Here is a 19,276-nt window from a genome sequence, read left to right as displayed (position 1 = left end):
AGGGGAGGCTATGCGAAAACGCGATTTTTCCGGGCAATCCGGCGCGTCTGCGCAGGCCGGCCTCCCTTCTGACGAGCGCTTTTCACCGGAAAGTGGTAAATCCTCAAAAACTGGGCCTTCTTTGAAGGTGCGCGCCATTGGATATTTATCTCGGCGCGAGCATTCCCGTCACGAGTTGGCTCGCAAGTTGGCTCCTCATGTCAGCCCAGACGATCCTGCCGAGCTCGACCTGGTGCTGAACGAGCTTGAACAAGGCAATTGGTTGTCGAACGAGCGTTTTGCCCAAAGTCTGGTAAATCGCCGGGCTCCGGGGAAGGGTACGGTTGCGGTCATGCACGAGTTGCGACAGCATGGGCTTGATTCGGGTCAGCTTGAATCCATTCGCCAACAACTTGTTGATACTGAACTGCAGCGCGCTCAAGCGGTCTGGGAAAAAAAGTTTGGTGTGCCGCCTGCTTCTCCAAGGGAAAAGGCACGGCAAATTCGTTTTATGGCGTCGCGAGGCTTTTCCGCGGCAGCATTAGGTAAAATTTTGGGCGATTTAAATAATCTTGATCCTACTGGCGACTAGTTGCAGCGCATCAGCTTTAATTAACAGCGGGCCAGGCCTCAAAGCGAAAATATCCAAGTCTTGCAGCGCAAATGTACAAACCTTTGGTTGTACCTGTTCGGGTCGGGTACGTTATACTTGAAAAGTTTACCGCCTTAATTTCATTATTGATTTTCACCTCTCATGCCTTTGCCAGACTCCGAACAAAATCGTGAGCGCCTGCACACACGTACCATCCGTGTCGATGCGTTCGCCCGGGAAGATGGCCTGTGGGATCTTGAAGCCGAGCTGATCGATATCAAAGGCTACGACTTCCCCAAACATGGTGGGGTGATTCATAAGGCGGGGCAACCTGTGCACCATATGCATCTAAGGGTAACTTTTAACCAAGAGTTCACTATTACGGCGGCACAGGCTGCTTACGATGCGGCCCCTTATAACGAATATTGTGCTTCGATTGCACCTAATTACGGTGATCTTGTCGGCCTGAATTTGTTGCGGGGGTTTCGTCATGCCGTTAAGGCGCGTTTCGGGCGTACCGCGGGCTGCACGCACATGACAGAAATGTCCTATGTGTTGCCTACGGTCGCAGTGCAGTCTATGGCAGGGCGTCGCCGAAAGGAAAAATCTCCCGAAGCGCAGAAGAAAAAGCCTTTCCAGCTTGGGGGGTGTCACGCTTTACGGCTCGACAGCCCCATGACAAAGAAGTTTTATCCCGAATGGTATATCGAGCCTGAAGAGGGTTCCGATTCCTGAATCAAGTTTTTATTTTCCACGTTCTGACAGGTAACAAATGAAAATTCACGAGTATCAAGGCAAGGAACTGCTAAAGCAATTTGGCGTGACAGTGCCGCGCGGGTTTCCTGCATTTTCCGTCGATGAAGCGGTTGTAGCCGCTGAAAAATTAGGCGGTCCGGTTTGGGTCGTAAAGGCCCAAATTCACGCAGGCGGTCGCGGCAAGGGTGGTGGCGTAAAGCTGGCACGCTCTATCGACGAAGTGCGTCAGTTGGCTTCCGAAATTCTGGGCATGCAACTGATTACCCACCAAACCGGTGCTGAAGGCCAGAAAGTACGTCGTTTGCTGGTCGAGGAAGGCGCCGACATCAAGAAAGAATACTACGTCGGTATTGTTACCGATCGCGGCTCTCAGCGCGTTTGCGTGATGGCGTCCAGCGAAGGTGGCATGGAAATTGAAGAAGTTGCGGAAAAGAACCCCGACGCCATCCTGAAAGTGTTTGTCGATCCCAAAACCGGATTAACGGAAGCGGAAGCATCTGAACTGGCACGTGGTATTGGTGTACCCGACGCCTCAGTTGCCCGGGCGGCAGCCGAGTTCCAGAAGTTGTACAAGGCTTATTGGGAAACCGACGCTTCTTTGGCTGAAATCAATCCCCTTATTCTTACTGGTTCGGGCGACATTATCGCGCTTGACGCCAAGTTCAACTTCGACTCCAACGCGTTGTTCCGCCACCCTGAAATTGTGGCTTACCGCGATCTCGACGAAGAAGATCCTGCAGAAGTTGAAGCCAGCAAATTTGATCTGGCTTACATTCAACTTGAAGGTAATATCGGGTGCCTGGTGAATGGCGCCGGTTTGGCGATGGCCACAATGGACACCATTAAGCTGTTCGGTGGTGAGCCTGCCAACTTCCTCGATGTTGGTGGTGGTGCAACGGCCGAGAAAGTGACGGAAGCTTTCAAGATCATGCTTAAGAACAAGGAAGTGAAAGCCATTCTGGTTAACATTTTCGGTGGCATTATGCGCTGCGACGTGATCGCTGAAGGTGTGATTGCAGCTTGCAAAGCGGTGAACCTAAGCGTACCGCTGGTGGTGCGCATGAAGGGTACCAACGAAGAGTTGGGCAAGAAATTGCTGGCTGAGTCGGGCTTGCCCATTATCAGTGCTGACACCATGGCTGAAGCCGCAACCAAAGTTGTCGCTGCCGCGAAATAAGAATTTGCCGAGGATTTTTAAATGTCGATTTTGATCAACAAGGACACAAAAGTCATCACCCAGGGTATGACAGGTAAAACGGGTCAGTTTCATACCCGTATGTGCCGTGAGTACGCCAATGGCAAGAATGCGTTTGTTGCCGGGGTGCACCCCAAGAAAGCCGGAGAAGAGTTCGAAGGCGTACCTATTTTCGGTACCGTTAAAGACGCCAAGGAAGCCACAGGTGCAACGGTTTCCGTTATTTATGTGCCGCCTGCAGGGGCCGCTGCCGCCATTTGGGAAGCCGTTGACGCCGATCTCGATCTGGTGGTGTGCATTACAGAAGGCATCCCGGTTCGTGACATGCTGGAAGTGCGTAACCGCATGCGCGCCGAAAACAAGAAAACCCTCTTGTTGGGTCCAAACTGCCCGGGCCTTATTACACCCGACGAGCTGAAGATTGGCATCATGCCGGGTCATATTTCGCGTAAAGGGCGCATTGGTGTCGTGTCTCGTTCCGGGACACTCACTTATGAAGCCGTGGCGCAGCTTACCGAACTGGGGCTGGGTCAATCTACGGCTGTAGGTATTGGTGGTGATCCCATCAACGGCCTGAAGCACGTTGATGTTCTGAAAATGTTCAACGAAGATCCTGACACCGACGCGGTTGTCATGATCGGTGAAATTGGCGGCCCCGATGAAGTCGATGCAGCGCTTTGGGCAAAAGACAACATGAAGAAGCCGGTTGTTGGCTTTATTGCCGGTGTTACCGCGCCTCCCGGAAAACGTATGGGGCACGCGGGTGCGCTCATTTCCGGCGGTGCCGATACGGCCGATGCAAAACTTGAAGTCATGGAAGAGTGCGGCATTCGTACCACCCGCGACCCATCTGAAATGGGTAAATTGCTTAAATCGGTTCTTTAATCGGTTTGGCAGTTTGGTAAAAGGCTCGCCTCAGGGCGGGCCTTTTTGGTTAATTGGAAAGGGGAAGGAAGTCTATGGGCCTGTTTAAATCACCCAACGACAAAGACGGCAAGGGGCCGGGTATCACCTTGTTGCAGGGGCTGTTAATTTTGGCCGTGCTGGGCATTTTGGGCTGGCTGGTTTCCTCGTACTTTATTTCGTGAGTCGTATGCACACCCCTGAAAAACTTGTTATTGCAACCCGTGCCAGTCGTCTGGCGTTGTGGCAGGCGGAACATGTGCGTGCTTTGCTTCAGCAGCGTTACCCGTTGTGCGAGATTTCGTTGCTGGAAATGACCACGCGTGGCGACCAAATTCTTGATCGTACTTTGTCGAAAGTGGGGGGCAAGGGCCTGTTTGTCAAAGAGCTCGAAACGGCGCTGCTTGACGGCCGTGCCGATTTGGCGGTGCACTCGTTGAAAGACGTGCCGGTTGAGCTGACTCATCCTTTTGCGCTTCCGGTTATTTTGGAGCGCGATGATCCTCGCGATGCGTTTGTGTCGAATGAGTACAGCAGCCTGGCAGATATGCCTGTCGGCGCGGTAGTGGGCACATCCAGCCTACGACGCGAGTCTCAGGTGCGGGCTGCGTATCCGCATTTAACCGTTAAGCCTTTGCGAGGCAACCTTGATACGCGGTTGGGCAAGCTCGATCGCGGCGAGTACGGGGCGATTATCCTGGCAGCCGTCGGTTTGCGGCGTTTGAAGCTGGATGAGCGTATTCGTTGTTGCCTGGAACCGTCGGAAAGCCTGCCTGCGGCAGGGCAAGGTACTCTGGGTATCGAAATTTTGGCCGAACGGCATGATCTGGCCCAATGGTTGGCGCCGCTGGCATGCTCAAAAGCAACGGCATGTTCTGTTGCCGAGCGCGCCGTATCGCGTGTTTTAGGTGGGTCGTGTCAGGTTCCACTGGCCGCCTACGCCGAACTAAGTGGTGACACCGTGCATCTGGATGCTTTGGTTGCTGAGCCGGATGGTACGGTCGTTATTCGTGCATCAGGTACCGCGCCGGTACATGAAGCGCTTCAAATGGGTGAAAGCGTTGCCCGGGAACTCATGGCAAAAGGGGCTCAACCCATTCTTGCCCGACTGGCTGATGGTGGAAACGCCGCACCGCAAACCTGACGGAGTCGTTTTATGTCTGGTCGCCCCCGTTCCTGCATTGTTTTAACCCGGCCGGCGGGGCGTAACCAGATACTGTCGGCCAGTTTGCGAGGGGCTGGATTCAACGTTCTTGATATGCCGGTGTTGGCCGTGTCGGCGTTACCTTACGATGTGGAATCGTTTGTGTGGCCTGATGACTATCAATTGATGGTTTTTGTTAGTGTCAATGCGGTCGATTTTTATGTCGCCCGTTTAAAAGCGATGTTGGCGGGCGCCCGCGGCCAGGTTGATTTGGGTTCAGTCACGTTGGCGGCGGTGGGCCCTTCAACGGCTGCACGCCTGCGCAATGAGCCTTTGTTTCGTTCGGCCAGGGTTGTGGCGCCGGTCGAGGGTTACACTTTCGATTCCGAAGGTTTGCTGGCCACGCTTGAACCCGATTTGTCCTCGGTGTCGAAGGCCGTCATCGTAAGGGGGCAGGCTGGGCGCAACTGGCTTGCTGAACAGTTAAGCTCCCGTGGTATTCGGGTTGATCGCTATGCCGTGTACCAAAGACATCCGGTTAATTGGTCTGACACCGGCCTGCAGGCACTGAAGAATTGCGTGCATGAGGGGGGACGATTAACCGTGTTGCTGACCAGTACCGAGGCGGTTGATGCGTTTTGCGCTAATCTGAAAGCCGGTGATCTGGCATACTTACTGGGAGCCATGCGCTTCGTGGTGATACACGAACGCGTTGCTGCACGTTTACAATCACAGTTACGCAGTATTCCCGACGCGCAAGTCATGCCCGGGGTTAAACTATGTGCTCCCGACGACGAATCCATGCTTCGGGCCATCATGCTTTCAGCCACTCTTTAATAAGGCCGGAATAAGAATATTAGCCATGACAGAATCAAAGAACGCTTCGCAGAATGAAAAGCAACACGATGACAAGCAGTCGGCGGGCGTCAAGCCCGACGCGCAATCAGGCAAACCGCCGCGCGCTGCAGCAGTAAAGCGCAGTGGCAAGTCGGTGTGGCCGGGTTTGTTCGTCTTGGTTTTGTTGGTCGCCGTTGCATTAGGTGGTTTTGTTTGGTGGCAACATCAAACGCATCAAAAGCTCCTGGGCGACCTGATGGCCCAAATTCAGCGCAGTACAACAGCCTCGCAGCAGGCGGGCGAATTGGCGCGGCAGGCGCAAAGTAGCGCGCAAGCTCAAGCTGAGCGGGTTCGCGAAATGCAGTCGTCGCTGGCGGCTATGCAAGGTCAGGTGTCAGACCTCGATCAGGCCTTCCAGATCATGACGGACAGCGGTTCCGATTTATTGCTTTTGAACGACATTGATCACCTTGTTTCCATCGCCAATCAGCAGTTGTTGCTCGGTGGAAATGTGGCTAATTCGTTGGTGGCCCTGGAAGCGGCACAGGCGCGCCTGGCGCGTGCCAATCGTCCGGCGCTTGCTTCATTGCAGCAAACACTGAACGGCGATATTGACCGTCTGCGGGCGGTAGCCACAATCGACGTCAGTGTGTTGTCGCGCCAGCTTGATCAGCTTAATGGTTTGCTTGGGCAGGCGCCATTGCTTGTGCCCGATGAGGCCGTTCCCGAATCGGCGGTGCAGGCAAATGGGTTGAATGGTATTTCCGCTTCGTCAAATGCAATTGGCAACGCGCCGCGCGATGCGGCGTCAGATTCAGCTTCGGGTACTGAAGCAGGTGCAGATCCCAATGCCTCTTGGCTGGAACGCAGTTGGGACAGTACCGCGACTTGGTCTCGTGAGGCGTGGGCGGTGATTCGTCATGATCTGGCTGGATTTTTTGATATTCGTCGGGTTGATAACGAAGCGGCGTTGTTGATTTCACCTGATCAGGCAACGCAATTGCGTCAGGCTTTGCGTTTACGAGTCATGACGGCGCAATTGGCCCTCATGATGCGTCAACCTGAAATCTGGCGCTCTGAGTTGCAGGCCGTGCTAACGGCGCTGGAAACCTATTACGATAATCAGTCATCCGTAACTCAACGTGCCGTGCGTCAGGTTACGCGACTTATTGAAACGCCTGTCGATACAAAGCTTCCCACCTTAAGCAATACCCTGGAAGCCATCGAGGTTCTGCGTCATGAGCGTGCCCAGACTTTAACGGAAACTTCTGATCAGAACGAGGAGACCCAATGAGAGCCTGGTTCTGGATGCTATTACTGTTGGCTTTGGCCGTTGGGCTGGGGGTAGTGCTGCGCGAGCATAGCGGGAACGTTCTCATTATTGCGCAACCATGGCGAATTGAAATGTCGCTGACGCTCTTTGCCTTGCTCTTGTTGGCTGCATTTGTGGTGCTGTATCTGCTGTTTCGAGGTTTGTCATGGTTGTTATCCGGCCCGGAACGCTTCCGTGAGTGGCGTGGTTTGCGTGCACGCAAGCGTGATCACGAACTGCTTGAGAGCGGATGGTTGCATGTGCTGGAGGGGCGTTATCCACAGGCCGAACAAGAGTTGTCGCGCTTGTTGGCTCGCACGCGGTCAGCCAACACGCGGGTGTTGGCTGGGCTTGCACTGGCCCGGGCATGTCATCAACAGGGGCAAATGCAGCGCCGTGATGAAGCCCTTACATTAGCCCGTTCGGCAGTGGGGACGGATTCGCGCCTGAAAGAATCTTGGGCTACCGCCGTGGCAGAAATGTATCTCGACCAACATCGTGCTCAGGAAGCGTTAACGTTGTTGCAGCCATATCAGGATACCGGCGCAAAACATTTGAATGCCACTCGATTGTTGCTGCAGGCGCATCAGCAATTGAACAATGCGGATCAGGTTTTTGAGCTAACGCGACAACTTTTGCGGCGCGGCGCCATTGATAAACAAAAGGCGCAGCCTCTTATTGCGCAGTCTGTTGCCGAACGACTGCGGGCGGCTGGGCCGGAAGGGTTCCGCTCGGTATGGGCCGAATTACGTGGCGACGAGAAAACCTTGCCTGAAATAGCGTTGGCAGCCGCGCATGTTCAACAGCAAGCGGGTCATGCCGATGAGGCGGGCAAAATATTGGAAGCAGCGCTGAATGAGCAACTTGAGCCGCGTTTGTTGAATGCTTATTCCCAAGCCCCCGCTGATCAGGTCTCTCGTCGAATCAATAAAGCGGAAGGCTGGTTGAAAAACCACCCCGACAACTCGGCCTTGTTGGCTGCCTTGGGTAACTTGTGTCTTACCGGCCAGCTCTGGGGTTCGGGCGAACGTTATTTGCTGCGTAGCATGGCGATTCGCAGTGATGTTCGCATTCACGCTTTGCTTGGTAATCTGTACGATCGTCTGGGGCGGCAGGCCGACGCAATGAAGCATTGGCGTTTAGCGTCAGGTGTAGCTGGGGTGTTGCCGGTATTGCCCGGTAGTACTGTATTGCCCGCTGCAGATACACGGGGTGATCCAACCCTGATCGATGTGCAGGACCTGGAGTCTTCTTCGACCGAGGCAGCTGCTTTCGGTGAGGTTCCGGTGGCTGCCAGTGCTGCGGACTATCTTGAGTCTGAAGAGCCTGTCGGTTCAACGGATTCTGCCGCTGGTTCGGCCAAAACGTCTGAGCCAAACCCGCAAGACCCTGATTATCACGAGTATTTCGATAGCGCGCCCATCCCGGGTGTCGACCTTTCGCAAACGTCTGATCGTCCTACCCGGCGTGGCTCTTGAGCTTTCATTCTTTTTGCTTTCGATTTTTATTTCTGTTCATTGATTCACAGGTGTTTAAAACATGAGTTTAGATCGTGTTCCAGCAGGTTCTAACCTGCCCGACGAGTTCAACGTTATTATTGAAATTCCCATGAATGCCGACCCGGTTAAATACGAGGTCGATAAGGATAGCGGCGCGGTGTTTGTTGATCGCTTCATGCTGACCGCCATGCATTATCCTGCGAATTATGGTTATATTCCGCAAACCATTTCCGACGACGGCGACCCGGTTGACGTGCTGGTTATTGCCCCGTTTCCCATTCAAATTGGTGCGGTTATTCGTTGTCGTGCCATTGGTGTGCTGAACATGGACGACGAAGCGGGTGGTGACGCCAAGTTATTGGCTGTCCCGGTTGATAAACTCTACCCACCGTATCGACACATTCAAAAACCGGAAGACTTGCCGGAAGAAGATCTGCGCCGTATTCAGCATTTCTTTGAACACTACAAAGATCTTGAGAAAGGCAAGTGGGTGAAAGTGCGTGGCTGGGAAGGTGTCGAGGCCGCACGCAAGGAAATTACTGAAAGTGCGGCGCGCTATACGGCCGGCTCAAAGTAAAATATAGAAATCAGGCTCATAAAGAACCTGGCGCATTAACAAACCCCCGAAGGTTGGACATGTATCCAACCTTCGGGGGTTTTTGTATGACGCTTTTTATTCTACCGGCTCGTAGGGCAGGCCCACGTAGTTTTCGGCAATGGTACGCAAACCCGCGTCGGAGTTGGTGAAATAATCCAATTCGGCCAATTGCATGCGCTGGCCGAAGGCGTCGTCGTTGAAACGATGCAGCATCGACGTCATCCACCATGAAAAGCGCTCGGCTTTCCAGATTCGGCGTAACGCCAGTTCGGAGTATTTACCAACCAGATCGGTACGACCTTCTTTGTATACCTTGGTAAGGACGCGGTACAGGGTAGAGACATCACTGGCCGCCAGGTTCAAGCCTTTGGCACCGGTGGGCGGCACAATGTGCGCGGCATCACCCACCAGGAAAAGTCGACCGTAGGTCATGGGTTCGGCTACGAAGCTACGTAACGGGGCAATGCTTTTTTCAATGGAAGGACCGGTTACCAGAACGTCGGCGGACTCTTTGGGTATACGGGTTTTCAGTTCTTCCCAGAAACGGTCGTCAGACCAGTCTTCAACTTTGTCTTCCAGTGGAACCTGCACATAATAACGGCTTAAATTGGCGTTACGTTGGCTACAAAGGGCGAAACCATTGGGATGGTTGGCGTAAATAAGTTCTTCGTTTACCGGTGGGGTGCGAGACAAGATGCCCAGCCAGCCGAAAGGGTAAACACGTTCATATGTTTTGATCTGGTCTTCCGGGACAGATTGGCGCGATACGCCGTGAAAGCCGTCGCAACCGGCAATGTAATCACATTCCAATTCAACTTTTTCCCCGTCTTTAACGAACGTGACACGTGGCTTGTCGGAGTAAAAATCATGTAATTGGACGTCTTCGGCTTCGTAAATACTGACTGCACCGGTTTCGGCGCGAACATCCATCAGGTCGTGGGTGACTTCTGTTTGCCCATAGACCATGACGGTTTTACCATCGGCATATTTGGTGAAATCAATTCGCTTTAGCTGGTTATTGAAGGAAAGGAACACCCCTTCGTGAATCATGCCTTCCTTGTCCATGCGATGGTTTGCTTTGGCTTCACGCAACAGGTTTACGGTACCTTGCTCCAAAACACCGGCGCGAATCCGACTTAGCACGTACTCGGGCGAGCGGCGCTCTAGTATGACGGTGTCGATGCCTTGCAGGTGCAGCAATTGGCCCAACAATAAACCGGAGGGGCCGGCACCGATAATGGCAACTTGTGTTTTCATTAAAAGCTCCTTTTACATGAATCCGCAGGTAAGAACGCGTGTAACGGACCACGTTGATTCAAATGTTCGAATTGGCCGCAGGAATAGGCCGTTGGTGTTATGTTGCGCTGAAAGTCGGCGCTTGAGAATGGATAATTTCGTATAATAATTGCACTTTTGGAAAATAATTTTTCTTTCATGAGCGCTAAAACATTGAAAAATTAAGTTTATTCAATGTTTTTATAAAGGCTTCCTTGTATTATTGAATTTAAGGGCCTTATATATTTTGTGGCGACATTTTGTCCCTATTTCTGTTATCAGTCGCTTTATGTCTTACCTATCCTCTCCCGCCGCGCCTCGTGTTCCCGTTTATCAGCTTTATGGTGAAAGAGAGCAATGGCCTACACCCGATATGGTGCATTGCGAATTAATCGCCGATCGCAGTCGCCAGCACGACTGGGAAATCAAGTTGCATCAACATCATGGGTTAACGCAATTGCTTTACCTGAAAGAAGGGGAGGCGCGCGTTTGTCTTGATGACCAATATCATGAAATGATGCAGGGGCAAGTTGTGTTGGTGCCGCAAATGTGTGTGCACGGCTTTCGCTTTTCGCCCAACGCCAAGGGGCACGTCGTAACGCTGGCTTTCCCGTTGCTTGAGCGCCTGGGTCGATTTTTGGGGGATGTCGACGTGGGTGCATTGGGTGCGGGCATTTACTCTCTTGATGCGCAAGAGGATGCAGTGATCGATCTTGCGTTTAACACGCTCGACCAGGAGTACCGCAGAAGCGGCTTGCATCGGAATGTATTGCTAGAGTCTTTGTTGCTGACGATTTTTGTGTGGTTGAGCCGGCGTACAGTACGCGGGCGGCTGGGGCAGGTACAGGAGGTTGATCGCGGCCGAGAGTATTTTCGCCAGTTTAATCAGCTTATAGAAGAACACTACCCCGAGCAGTGGTCGGTTGAACGGTATGCGCGGAAAATCGGGATTACGCCGGTTTATTTGAATGTGTTGTGCCGGCAGTGGGCCGGAGAGTCGGCTCTGGCGTTGATTCACCAGCGTGTCGTGTTAGCGGCCAAGCGCAGCCTTGTGTATACGTCGATGACGATTAGCGTTGTGTCATATACATTGGGGTTTAGTGATCCCGCTTATTTCACCCGGTTTTTCAAACGACATGTGGGCGTATCACCCAAATTATTCAGAAAACAGGCCGCAACTCTGGTTGAGTAGCGGCCTGTGACGGGTGCTTTTTTTATTTCCGCGCGTCTTGCAATTTCACGTCGGTAAGCGTTTGCAATTGCTCGAAGGTCATGCCGTCGATGATGTCAATGACCTTGGCGCCGTCTGCGCCCAGGTCGATCACGGCCACGTCGGTATAAATGCGGCTGACGCAACCAATGCCGGTTAAGGGGTAGCTGCATTTTTCCACTAGCTTGGGCTCCCCTTTTTTGGTGCGCATTTCCGTCATGACATAAGTTTTCTTGGCGCCGATTGCCAAGTCCATGGCACCGCCAACCGCTGGAATGGCATCGGGTGCGCCGGTACTCCAGTTTGCAAGATCACCTGTTGCCGAGACCTGGAACGCACCCAGCACGCATACATCGAGATGGCCGCCACGCATCATGCCGAAACTGTCGGCATGATGAAAAAAACAACCACCTGGAAGCAGGGTAACGGGTTGTTTGCCGGCGTTGATAAGATCGTAGTCCTCTTGTCCTTCGGCCGGAGCGGGACCCATGCCAATCACACCATTTTCACTGTGCAGAATGACTTCGCGGTCGCTGGGCAGGTGGTTGGCTACCTTGGTGGGCAGGCCAATACCCAGGTTAACGACGGCACCGTCGGGGATGTCTTGCGCCACGCGCGCGGCAATTTCATCGCGAGACCAGCTTGGAAGCGTATTTTGTTCACTCATGGTAGTTTCCTTAGTCCTGTTTGAAGCCGGCAGGGCCGGTGGCCGTGCGTGGGACTTTCACGATGCGCTTGACGAAGAGACCGGGCGTGACAACGACTTCCGGATCGATTTCGCCCAGTTCGACAATGTTGTGAACCGACGCAATGGTGCATTTGGCCGCAGTGGCCATAATGGGGCCGAAATTACGAGCGGTTTTCCGATATGTCAGGTTGCCCCAGCGATCGCCGGTTTCTGCCTTGATTAACGCAAAGTCGGCATGAATGGGATATTCAAGCACATATTGACGACCATTGATTTCACGGGTTTCCTTGCCGTCGGCTAATTCCGTGCCGAAGCCGGTGGGGGTGAAAAAAGCGCCAATACCGGCACCTGCGGCGCGAATACGTTCGGCCAGGTTCCCCTGGGGGACCAGTTCCAATTCGATTTTCTTGGTGTGATAGAGCTCGTCGAATACGTAGGAATCCGCCTGGCGCGGAAAAGAGCAAATAATTTTGCGTACGCGGCCCGCCTTCAACAGTGCGGCCAACCCAACTTCGCCGTTCCCTGCGTTGTTGTTCACAATAACCAAGTCTTTGGCGCCTTGGGCGATAAGGCCGTCGATGAGTTCGGCGGGTTGGCCTGCTCCGCCAAAACCACCAATCATGATCGTGGCGCCGTCGTAAATACCGGCCAGCGCTTCTTCGACCGAGGGTGAGATTTTGTTAATCATGTTTTCCCTACGAACAGAATATAGATAAGAAGAGTAAATGTTCGTATAATGAACTTTTATTCGTATATAGAACTATCTACCGAAAGCTTAATCAGCAGGACGTCTCTTGTCAACTTTGCCAGATCACAATAAACCGGGCGACAACTACGTGCAATCGTTTGCACGAGGCTTGGCGGTATTGAAAAGTTTCGGGGCCGAGGCGCCGGCACAAACCTTGTCGAACGTGGCGGCCCGAACGGGGCTTACCCGCGCCGGCGCCCGGCGTATTTTGCATACGTTGTTGGCGTTGGGTTATGTGTCGTCGGAAGGGCGGTTGTTCAGGCTCACACCTAAAGTGTTGGAATTAGGTTTTGCTTATTTAACTTCACTACCGGTATGGAGCCAGGCGCAACCGGTGATGGAAGGTTTGGTTGAGCGTTTGCGACAATCCAGTTCGGCTGCGGTTTTGGACGGCGACGAAGTAGTGTATGTACTGAGGGTGCCGGCCCACAAGATCATGTCGATCAATCTGGGCGTAGGTAGTCGTCTGCCGGCGCATTGTTCTTCAATGGGGCGTGTGCTGTTGGCCGGCCTGCCTGACGACCTTTTACAAGAGCGATTGGCCGCTATGACCCTAACGGCTTTTACGCGCAGCACCATTACCGACTCCAATCAATTATTTGAAACGTTAATGCAAGTGCGCGCGCAGGGTTGGTGTTTGGTGCGTGAGGAGCTTGAGCCGGGTTTGGTGTCAATGGCGGCACCCATTCGCGATATCTCCGGCCGTGTGGTGGCCGCTATTAATATAAGCGGCCAGGCCGATAAAGCCGATGCCGCTTATTTGCTGGACCAATGTTTGCCGCAATTATTGGCGGCTGCGGCGCGCATTAATATGCTGCTCGGCGCGCCTGCGCAGGGTGCCTAAAGGTTACTTTGTACGGGTGTTGATCCAGTAGGTAAACAGTATCACTATTAACATTACGGCTTGGGCCCCAATGCTTTGAGCACTGGGATAAATACCCAACAGGTCAACCCGAATGAATTGAATGGGCGTAATGTTGATGACGCCCGCCTCTTGAAGCCCCACAATGCCTTTGCCCGTGAGCACAATTGCCAATAGCGCCACAATGATTGAACTGGCGGAAAAAAAACGACCTATGGGCAACCGTTGACTGCCTTTGAACAAGGTTCCTGCTATAACAGCCAAAACAATGACACCGGCCAAAATGCCGCCACTGAACGCCCAGGCTTGCTCTGGTTGCCATAGCGCAGCGTAAAACAGAACCGTTTCAAATACTTCGCGGTACACGGCGATAAAAGCCAAAATGAACAGGAACCACGCTGTGCGGCGTGTTAACGCGTGGCTTAGCTTGTTTTGAAGGTAGGTTTGCCAACGGTTGGCAACACTTTTGTGATGCATCCAGGCCCCCACCGACAATAAGACGATTGCGGCAAAGAGCGATGATAAGCCTTCCGTAAGTTCTCGGCCTGCACCACTGATGCTAATAAGGGTCGTTGCCGCCAGCCATGTTGCTCCGCCGGCAAATAAAGCGCTGACCCAGCCCGCATGCACATAAGGCGTTACGTCGCGCCGGTTGGCTTTCACCAAAAATGCCAGCATGGCAACCACAATCAGCAGCGCTTCCAGGCCTTCGCGTACCAGAATGGTAAAAGCGGCGATGAACGTTGCACCGGAATCTGCTTTTGAAGGGCTCAGCGCCGCTTCCGCGTCGATCAGCCAATTTTGCAACTGCGCTTCCGTACTTCTGGCTTCTGTGATGTCATTTCGTCTGACTTGGGTACGAAAAGTGATCATTCCCGATTCGATTTGGCGCATTAAGGCATTGTTGCGTATTGCCAGTGCCGCTTCATTTGTTTCAAAGCCGTCCAGGTAAGCCGATAATGCCAACTTAATGGCCGTGTCTTGCTGACCTTGCTCAAGCGCTTTCAGGCTTTTTTTCAACTGGCTGCGAGCCAGTGAAAGCCGACCCGAGGCGTTTTCCTGATTGGAGGATGATGCAAAATCGGCAACAAAATAAGCCAGTGCCCATCGTTCTTGGTCGCTTAACGCATCGAAACTGGGCATGGCGGTGCCGTCGACCCCATTACTAATAACCTGGTATAGCGCCAGCTTGCTACGCTGGGCGGCACGTGCTGCATCGGTGAAATCCGTGGGTGTTGGGTCTAATTGTGCCGCCAAAGGCCCATTGCCTTTACCCGAGGCCCCGTGGCACTGAACACAGTTTGCCTGATACAACTTTAGACCCACCGTTAAATCGGGCGGTATTTCAGGTTCCGTTGGAAAAGGGTAGGCATTATGCACGCCTTGTGCCAATTGCCGGGCCGCTTGAGCAACCTGTGTGGGTGCACTTTTATTCTGAATTTTTTGTTGGAGTGTTTTGACCTGATCAAGCAGGCCCGCCTTATCGGGATGAGCGGGCAAATTATGCAATTCAAACTGAGCGACCTCGCCGAATTCTTTCATCTCCGCATATTCGGTTTCGGAGATGATTTGCCCGTTTTTTACCGCGCCGGGATAGTCGACCGCGATGTAGTCAAGCAATTGCCACAGCTGGCGGCTTTGTGTTTGAACATCTTGGGCTAAGGCAATAGCAGAAAAGAAAATACAAGAAAGAAGCAGTGCACGAAAAAACCAACGAAAATCCAGCGGGCGCGTCATACCAACCTAATAGCTTATAAAGATAATGATTATAATTCTCAATTATTTAATAATGCAAAATAGGTTTGATTTGCACCTATGGTAATGGGTCGCTTCGGACAACGTAGCGGTTCGGCATGCAAATAAAAAATCGGCCTTGCAAACAAAAGCAAGGCCGATAAGGCAAAGACGTTTAAGGCACCAAAAATGAGATATTAGCGGTGCTTCAAACTTTTAGGCGTCAAGAAATACGGTTTCGTTGGGCCCTTGCAGGTAAATGTCGAAGGTATAAACAACCTGGCCGTTTTTCTCGTTGCGTTGGGCAACCAGGGTTTTACGACGCTCCACCCATTCAATTCCGTTCAGAATGGGGTCGGCTGCATTTGCGTCGGCCTCGTCGGAAAAATACATACGGGTTTGCAGGCCAATATTAATGCCACGAGCAACGATCCACAGGTTAATGTGGGGGGCCATGGGTTTGCCGTGACGGCCGGTAACGGAGCCCGGTTTGATGGTATCGAAGTGATAAACGCCGCTTTCGAAATCGGAACAGGCGCGGCCCCAACCACGGAATGTCGGATCGATGGGTTTGCTTTCCTGCTTGTCGGCCGGATGGTTGTAGCGACCTGCTGCGTTCGCTTGCCAGCATTCCAGCAACACGTCTTTCACAATGGCGCCGCTGCCGTCGAATACGCGGCCTTCAACACGAATGCGCTCACCTTTGGTTTCGGGCGTCACCAGCACATTGCCGAAGTTATTCTCAAAAATGTCGAAACCGGCCTGTTTGGGTGCCAGACCAATGTGAACGTAGGGGCCGGCCGTTTGCGAGGCGGTTTCTTTCAGATAGACGGGCGTACTCGGATGCATTATTTGCCTCCTTGAATGTGGTTTTCAAACAGCGTGGCACGAGAGCCGCGTACGACGATGTCGAATCGGTAGGCCATGCTGTCCAGAGCAACAAATGCGCCCCGATCCATTTGGGCGATGAGCGTGCGCACGGCGTCTTCGTTCGGGATGGATCGCACGATGGGGCAATGTGGAATGAGGGGGTCACCCTCGAAATACATTTGGGTAATCAGGCGCTGAGCAAAACCGCTGCCGAAAATTGAGTAATGAATATGCGCGGGCCGCCAGTCGTTGATGCCGTTACGCCAAGGGTAAGGACCTGGTTTGATGGTACGGTAAAAATAGTAGCCGTTCTCGTCGGTAATGCAGCGGCCACAGCCGCCGAAGTTGGGGTCGACGGGTGCAATGTATTTGTCGTTTTTATGGCGATAGCGACCGGACGCATTGGCTTGCCATACTTCAATTAGGGCGTTGGGCACAGGGCGGCCGTTTTCATCGCGCAAGTAACCATGCACCAGAATGCGCTCTCCGATGGGTAGGCCGTCTTTGGCGTAGTTCATGATCAGGTCGTTGTCCAGTGCGCCCAGCTCATCTCGCGAGAACAGGGGGCCGGTAATGTCAGACAAGTCGTTTTCAATGGAAATCAGGGCTTTTTGGGGCGAACGCAATACACTGGTTTTATAACCGGGCGTGTAGGCAGGCGGGTGCCATGTGCGGTCGCGCATCAGGAACTCGCCGAATTGTTCGGTAGGCGTGGTCATCAGGTTTCTCCTTGGTTCTGTGTGGGTGATCTCACAGCACAGTAGCGTCATGATAGCGCCGGACTATCAGCACGGTAAATTGAAATCCTGCACATTATTGGATAACCTATGGTTATGAATAAAGACTATTTTCTTAACCGTGTCCGGTTGCGCCATATTCAATGCTTTGTGGCGGTGGCACAAGAGCGTAATCTGGGCAAAGCGGCGGAACGACTCAATTTAAGTCAACCGGCTGTTTCAAAAACGTTGGTTGAGCTTGAGCAGATGGCGGATACCGTACTGGTAAAGCGAGGGCGTTTTGGTGCTCGTTTAACTCCCGACGGGGAACTGCTTTTGTCTTACTGCGTTTCCATGCTGGAGGCGCTGGAGGGCGCACAGCGATCGCTCTCCCGGGGTTTTTCGGGTAGCCAGGAGTCGGTATCCGTGGGCGCTTTGCCGACAGTTGCGCCGGATCTGTTGCCGGCGGCGCTGGCCGATTTTCGTATGCAGTATCCGCAGGCGCGTTTGCAGGTGCAGGTGGCAACAAATAATTTGTTGTTGGAAAAGCTGAAAGCGGGCGAAGTGGACCTTGCCGTGGGGCGAATGGCGGATCCTCAAATGATGGTGGGGGTGTCGTTTGAATTTTTGTACGCAGAACCGTTGATAGCCGTTGTGCGTGTCGACCATCCTTTGTTAAATGCGGCAGGAGCAACCTTATTGTCGGAGGTGGTGGCGCATCCGTTGGTTGTGTCAGCTGCAGGAACGGTTCCACGTCATAATACCGAGACGTATCTTAAGGAACGCGGCATGCATTTGCCCGAGCATCGTCTGGAAACGCTGGCGGTATCGGTTGCCCGTTTAGTGGTGTTGCAGTCAGATGCGGTTTGGTTCACGCCGGCCGGTGCGGCGCGCGATGATCTGCAGCGTGGTTTACTGGCTGTGCTGCCGTTGTCGTTCGAGGGCACGGAAGAACCGGTAGGGTTGTTATACCGCAGCGAAGCACCCCTGAACGCGCCCGGACAGGGGTTGATTCGTATTTTGCGCAATACCAACCGGCGTAAAGAGGGTGCGTTAACGTTTAACGCGCCAGAAAAGCCTGCACGGCGTCGGTAAAAGCCTGAGGCTGTTCGGCAACCGCCAAGTGCGAGGCGTCTTTCAAGACCACAAGCTTTGCGCCGGGAACGGCGTTGGTGATGGTTTCCGACATGGAAACCGGTGCGCCTTGATCCAGTTCACCGGCAATAACCAGCGTAGGAACGTTAATTTGGTTTAAACGATTCGTGGTGTCGACGGTCCCCACTGCGTTGCAGCAGCCCACATAACCTTCTGCATCGGTGGTAATCAACCGACGGCGGAACGTGGCGACGGTAGCCGGCCGCTCACGGCGAAATTGTTCGTGAAAATAGCGTTCCATTACCGCGTCGGCGATCACTTCGATTCCCTGAGCCTGAACGGTTGCAATGCGCTGTTGCCAAACTTCGCGGACATTATCGGGGTAGGCTGAGGTGGAGTTGGCAATTACCAGCGCGCTGATGAGCTCCGGACGGCGGATCGCTAATTCCTGGCCGACCATCCCACCCATGGAAAGGCCAATCCAGATTACCGGACCGCAATCCAGTTCCTCCACCAGGCGCGCAGCGTCGTCGGCCAGTTCAGCCATTGAGTAAAGGCCGGCCGGCGCATCGGAGGCACCATGCCCACGATGATCGTAGGTGACGACGTTGAAGTCGGCCGAGAGGGTCGTGGCCAGGCGATCCCACATAGTAAGGTCGCACCCGAGTGCGTGGCTCAATACTATGGTTTGTTTTTGTTGCGTGTGGTTATTGCGTGCGGGGCGAACGCTGTAATGCAAGGCTGGCTTGCTTTTGGTGACGCGTTCGTGGCCATAGCCGGGGTGACAGGTGTCGCCTGGGTTAGTGGGCGTGAGGGCATAGCCAATTTCATCACCGATTTCTTTCAAAATAGCCTGCGCATGGCTGAAGCCGGTATTAGCCGCGGGTACACCGGCATAGATGGCGGTTTGAATAAGAATTTCTTTGAGTTCGTCCGGCGTCAGGCGCGTATCGGGCGCACCGCCTTGAAGGCCTGCACGCACATGCAACTCAAACTCCTCCCAACGGCCCAGCGCCATGGTAATGGCCAATACCATGGCGCGACGTGTTTTCTTGTCGAGTCCTGGACGGCCCCAGATTTCTTTCCAGGCAAATCGGGTGATGAGTTCCTGAAATTCCGCGTTGAAGTTGTTGGCACGCTCGAAAGAGCGATCGACCCAGGCGTCGCCCAGGATTTCGCGGCGATTTTTAAGGCCGCGTTCGAAGTCGTGACGGATAGGATCAAAAGTCATGATGTTCTTTCCAGATAGCGAGTGAGTTTTGG

Annotated in this window: 20 protein-coding genes; 13 read left to right on the top strand and 7 right to left on the bottom strand. The window is 53.3% G+C overall.

Translation table 11 applies throughout. The annotated features are described in order from the left end of the window. The first annotated feature begins 10 nt into the window (after positions 1 to 10). The 10 genes from recX to ppa all read left to right on the top strand — a co-directional run bounded on the left by recX (position 11) and on the right by ppa (position 8,794). Positions 11 to 571 (top strand): recombination regulator RecX, encoded by a 561-nt coding sequence (gene recX / locus G9Q38_RS11915; protein WP_166131251.1) that lies wholly within the window; start codon positions 11 to 13, stop codon positions 569 to 571. A gap of 162 nt (positions 572 to 733) precedes the next feature. Next, the gene (locus G9Q38_RS11910; RefSeq protein WP_114420832.1) at positions 734 to 1,306 is read left to right on the top strand and encodes a DUF2889 domain-containing protein; all 573 of its coding nucleotides are present in this window, start codon (positions 734 to 736) and stop codon (positions 1,304 to 1,306) included. Between the two features lie 37 nt (positions 1,307 to 1,343). After that, positions 1,344 to 2,504: an ADP-forming succinate--CoA ligase subunit beta gene (gene sucC / locus G9Q38_RS11905; protein WP_166131249.1), complete on the top strand. Its 1,161-nt coding sequence runs from the start codon at positions 1,344 to 1,346 to the stop codon at positions 2,502 to 2,504. Positions 2,505 to 2,525: 21 nt separating this feature from the next. Continuing rightward, positions 2,526 to 3,407: a succinate--CoA ligase subunit alpha gene (gene sucD / locus G9Q38_RS11900; RefSeq protein WP_166131246.1), complete on the top strand. Its 882-nt coding sequence runs from the start codon at positions 2,526 to 2,528 to the stop codon at positions 3,405 to 3,407. 74 nt (positions 3,408 to 3,481) lie between these two features. Next, positions 3,482 to 3,610, top strand: coding sequence for a hypothetical protein (locus G9Q38_RS15335; RefSeq protein ID WP_255455236.1), 129 nt, complete (start codon positions 3,482 to 3,484; stop codon positions 3,608 to 3,610). Positions 3,611 to 3,615: 5 nt separating this feature from the next. Then, positions 3,616 to 4,569, top strand: coding sequence for a hydroxymethylbilane synthase (gene hemC / locus G9Q38_RS11895; RefSeq protein ID WP_166131243.1), 954 nt, complete (start codon positions 3,616 to 3,618; stop codon positions 4,567 to 4,569). 12 nt (positions 4,570 to 4,581) lie between these two features. Beyond that, on the top strand, positions 4,582 to 5,406 hold the full coding sequence (locus G9Q38_RS11890; protein ID WP_166131241.1) for a uroporphyrinogen-III synthase: 825 nt from the start codon (positions 4,582 to 4,584) through the stop codon (positions 5,404 to 5,406). A 25-nt stretch (positions 5,407 to 5,431) separates the two neighbouring features. Then, positions 5,432 to 6,700: a uroporphyrinogen-III C-methyltransferase gene (locus G9Q38_RS11885; protein WP_166131238.1), complete on the top strand. Its 1,269-nt coding sequence runs from the start codon at positions 5,432 to 5,434 to the stop codon at positions 6,698 to 6,700. Next, positions 6,697 to 8,196 (top strand): heme biosynthesis HemY N-terminal domain-containing protein, encoded by a 1,500-nt coding sequence (locus G9Q38_RS11880; RefSeq protein ID WP_166131236.1) that lies wholly within the window; start codon positions 6,697 to 6,699, stop codon positions 8,194 to 8,196. The genes G9Q38_RS11885 and G9Q38_RS11880 overlap by 4 nt, the downstream gene beginning before the upstream one ends. A 61-nt stretch (positions 8,197 to 8,257) precedes the next feature. Further along, positions 8,258 to 8,794, top strand: coding sequence for an inorganic diphosphatase (gene ppa / locus G9Q38_RS11875; protein ID WP_166131233.1), 537 nt, complete (start codon positions 8,258 to 8,260; stop codon positions 8,792 to 8,794). A gap of 96 nt (positions 8,795 to 8,890) precedes the next feature. Here the strand turns inward: ppa and pobA are convergent, their stop codons facing one another. Then, positions 8,891 to 10,072 carry a 4-hydroxybenzoate 3-monooxygenase gene (gene pobA / locus G9Q38_RS11870; protein ID WP_166131230.1) on the bottom strand — a complete coding sequence of 394 codons (1,182 nt, stop codon included), beginning with the start codon at positions 10,070 to 10,072 and terminating at the stop codon, positions 8,891 to 8,893. 307 nt (positions 10,073 to 10,379) lie between these two features. Between pobA and G9Q38_RS11865 the strand changes: the two genes are divergently transcribed. Further along, positions 10,380 to 11,282 carry a helix-turn-helix domain-containing protein gene (locus tag G9Q38_RS11865; protein WP_119442865.1) on the top strand — a complete coding sequence of 301 codons (903 nt, stop codon included), beginning with the start codon at positions 10,380 to 10,382 and terminating at the stop codon, positions 11,280 to 11,282. A 22-nt stretch (positions 11,283 to 11,304) separates the two neighbouring features. On the opposite strand, the gene G9Q38_RS11860 is transcribed toward G9Q38_RS11865, so the two are convergent. Beyond that, positions 11,305 to 11,967: a 3-oxoacid CoA-transferase subunit B gene (locus G9Q38_RS11860; RefSeq protein ID WP_114420822.1), complete on the bottom strand. Its 663-nt coding sequence runs from the start codon at positions 11,965 to 11,967 to the stop codon at positions 11,305 to 11,307. 10 nt (positions 11,968 to 11,977) lie between these two features. Continuing rightward, a complete protein-coding gene (locus tag G9Q38_RS11855) occupies positions 11,978 to 12,676 on the bottom strand; it encodes a 3-oxoacid CoA-transferase subunit A (RefSeq protein ID WP_166131227.1) in 699 nt (232 codons plus the stop codon). A gap of 106 nt (positions 12,677 to 12,782) precedes the next feature. On the opposite strand from G9Q38_RS11855, the gene G9Q38_RS11850 reads away from it, so the two are divergent. Then, positions 12,783 to 13,580 (top strand): IclR family transcriptional regulator domain-containing protein, encoded by a 798-nt coding sequence (locus tag G9Q38_RS11850; RefSeq protein ID WP_166131225.1) that lies wholly within the window; start codon positions 12,783 to 12,785, stop codon positions 13,578 to 13,580. Positions 13,581 to 13,583: 3 nt separating this feature from the next. Here G9Q38_RS11850 and G9Q38_RS11845 read toward each other — a convergent pair whose 3' ends face one another. The 3 genes from G9Q38_RS11845 to pcaH form a co-directional block, all read right to left on the bottom strand. Further along, the gene (locus tag G9Q38_RS11845; RefSeq protein WP_166131222.1) at positions 13,584 to 15,335 is read right to left on the bottom strand and encodes a cytochrome c/FTR1 family iron permease; all 1,752 of its coding nucleotides are present in this window, start codon (positions 15,333 to 15,335) and stop codon (positions 13,584 to 13,586) included. Positions 15,336 to 15,548: 213 nt separating this feature from the next. Then, positions 15,549 to 16,181, bottom strand: coding sequence for a protocatechuate 3,4-dioxygenase subunit alpha (gene pcaG / locus G9Q38_RS11840; RefSeq protein WP_166131220.1), 633 nt, complete (start codon positions 16,179 to 16,181; stop codon positions 15,549 to 15,551). Next, on the bottom strand, positions 16,181 to 16,921 hold the full coding sequence (pcaH, locus tag G9Q38_RS11835; RefSeq protein WP_114420817.1) for a protocatechuate 3,4-dioxygenase subunit beta: 741 nt from the start codon (positions 16,919 to 16,921) through the stop codon (positions 16,181 to 16,183). Before pcaH ends, pcaG begins: the two co-directional genes overlap by 1 nt. A gap of 108 nt (positions 16,922 to 17,029) precedes the next feature. Here pcaH and G9Q38_RS11830 point away from each other — a divergent pair, with 108 nt between their 5' ends. After that, a complete protein-coding gene (locus tag G9Q38_RS11830; RefSeq protein ID WP_205962296.1) occupies positions 17,030 to 18,013 on the top strand; it encodes a LysR substrate-binding domain-containing protein in 984 nt (327 codons plus the stop codon). Here the strand turns inward: G9Q38_RS11830 and pcaCD are convergent. Continuing rightward, positions 17,979 to 19,244: a bifunctional 4-carboxymuconolactone decarboxylase/3-oxoadipate enol-lactonase PcaCD gene (gene pcaCD / locus G9Q38_RS11825; RefSeq protein ID WP_166131217.1), complete on the bottom strand. Its 1,266-nt coding sequence runs from the start codon at positions 19,242 to 19,244 to the stop codon at positions 17,979 to 17,981. The two genes, G9Q38_RS11830 and pcaCD, sit on opposite strands and share 35 nt — an antisense overlap. Positions 19,245 to 19,276 lie beyond the last annotated feature (32 nt).

Origin of the sequence: Pusillimonas sp. DMV24BSW_D, assembly GCF_011388195.1 — a bacterium.
GTDB classification, from domain to species: domain Bacteria; phylum Pseudomonadota; class Gammaproteobacteria; order Burkholderiales; family Burkholderiaceae_B; genus Neopusillimonas; species Neopusillimonas aestuarii.
Note: the sequence above shows the minus strand (reverse complement) of the source record. Positions and strands in the feature narration are given on the sequence as shown.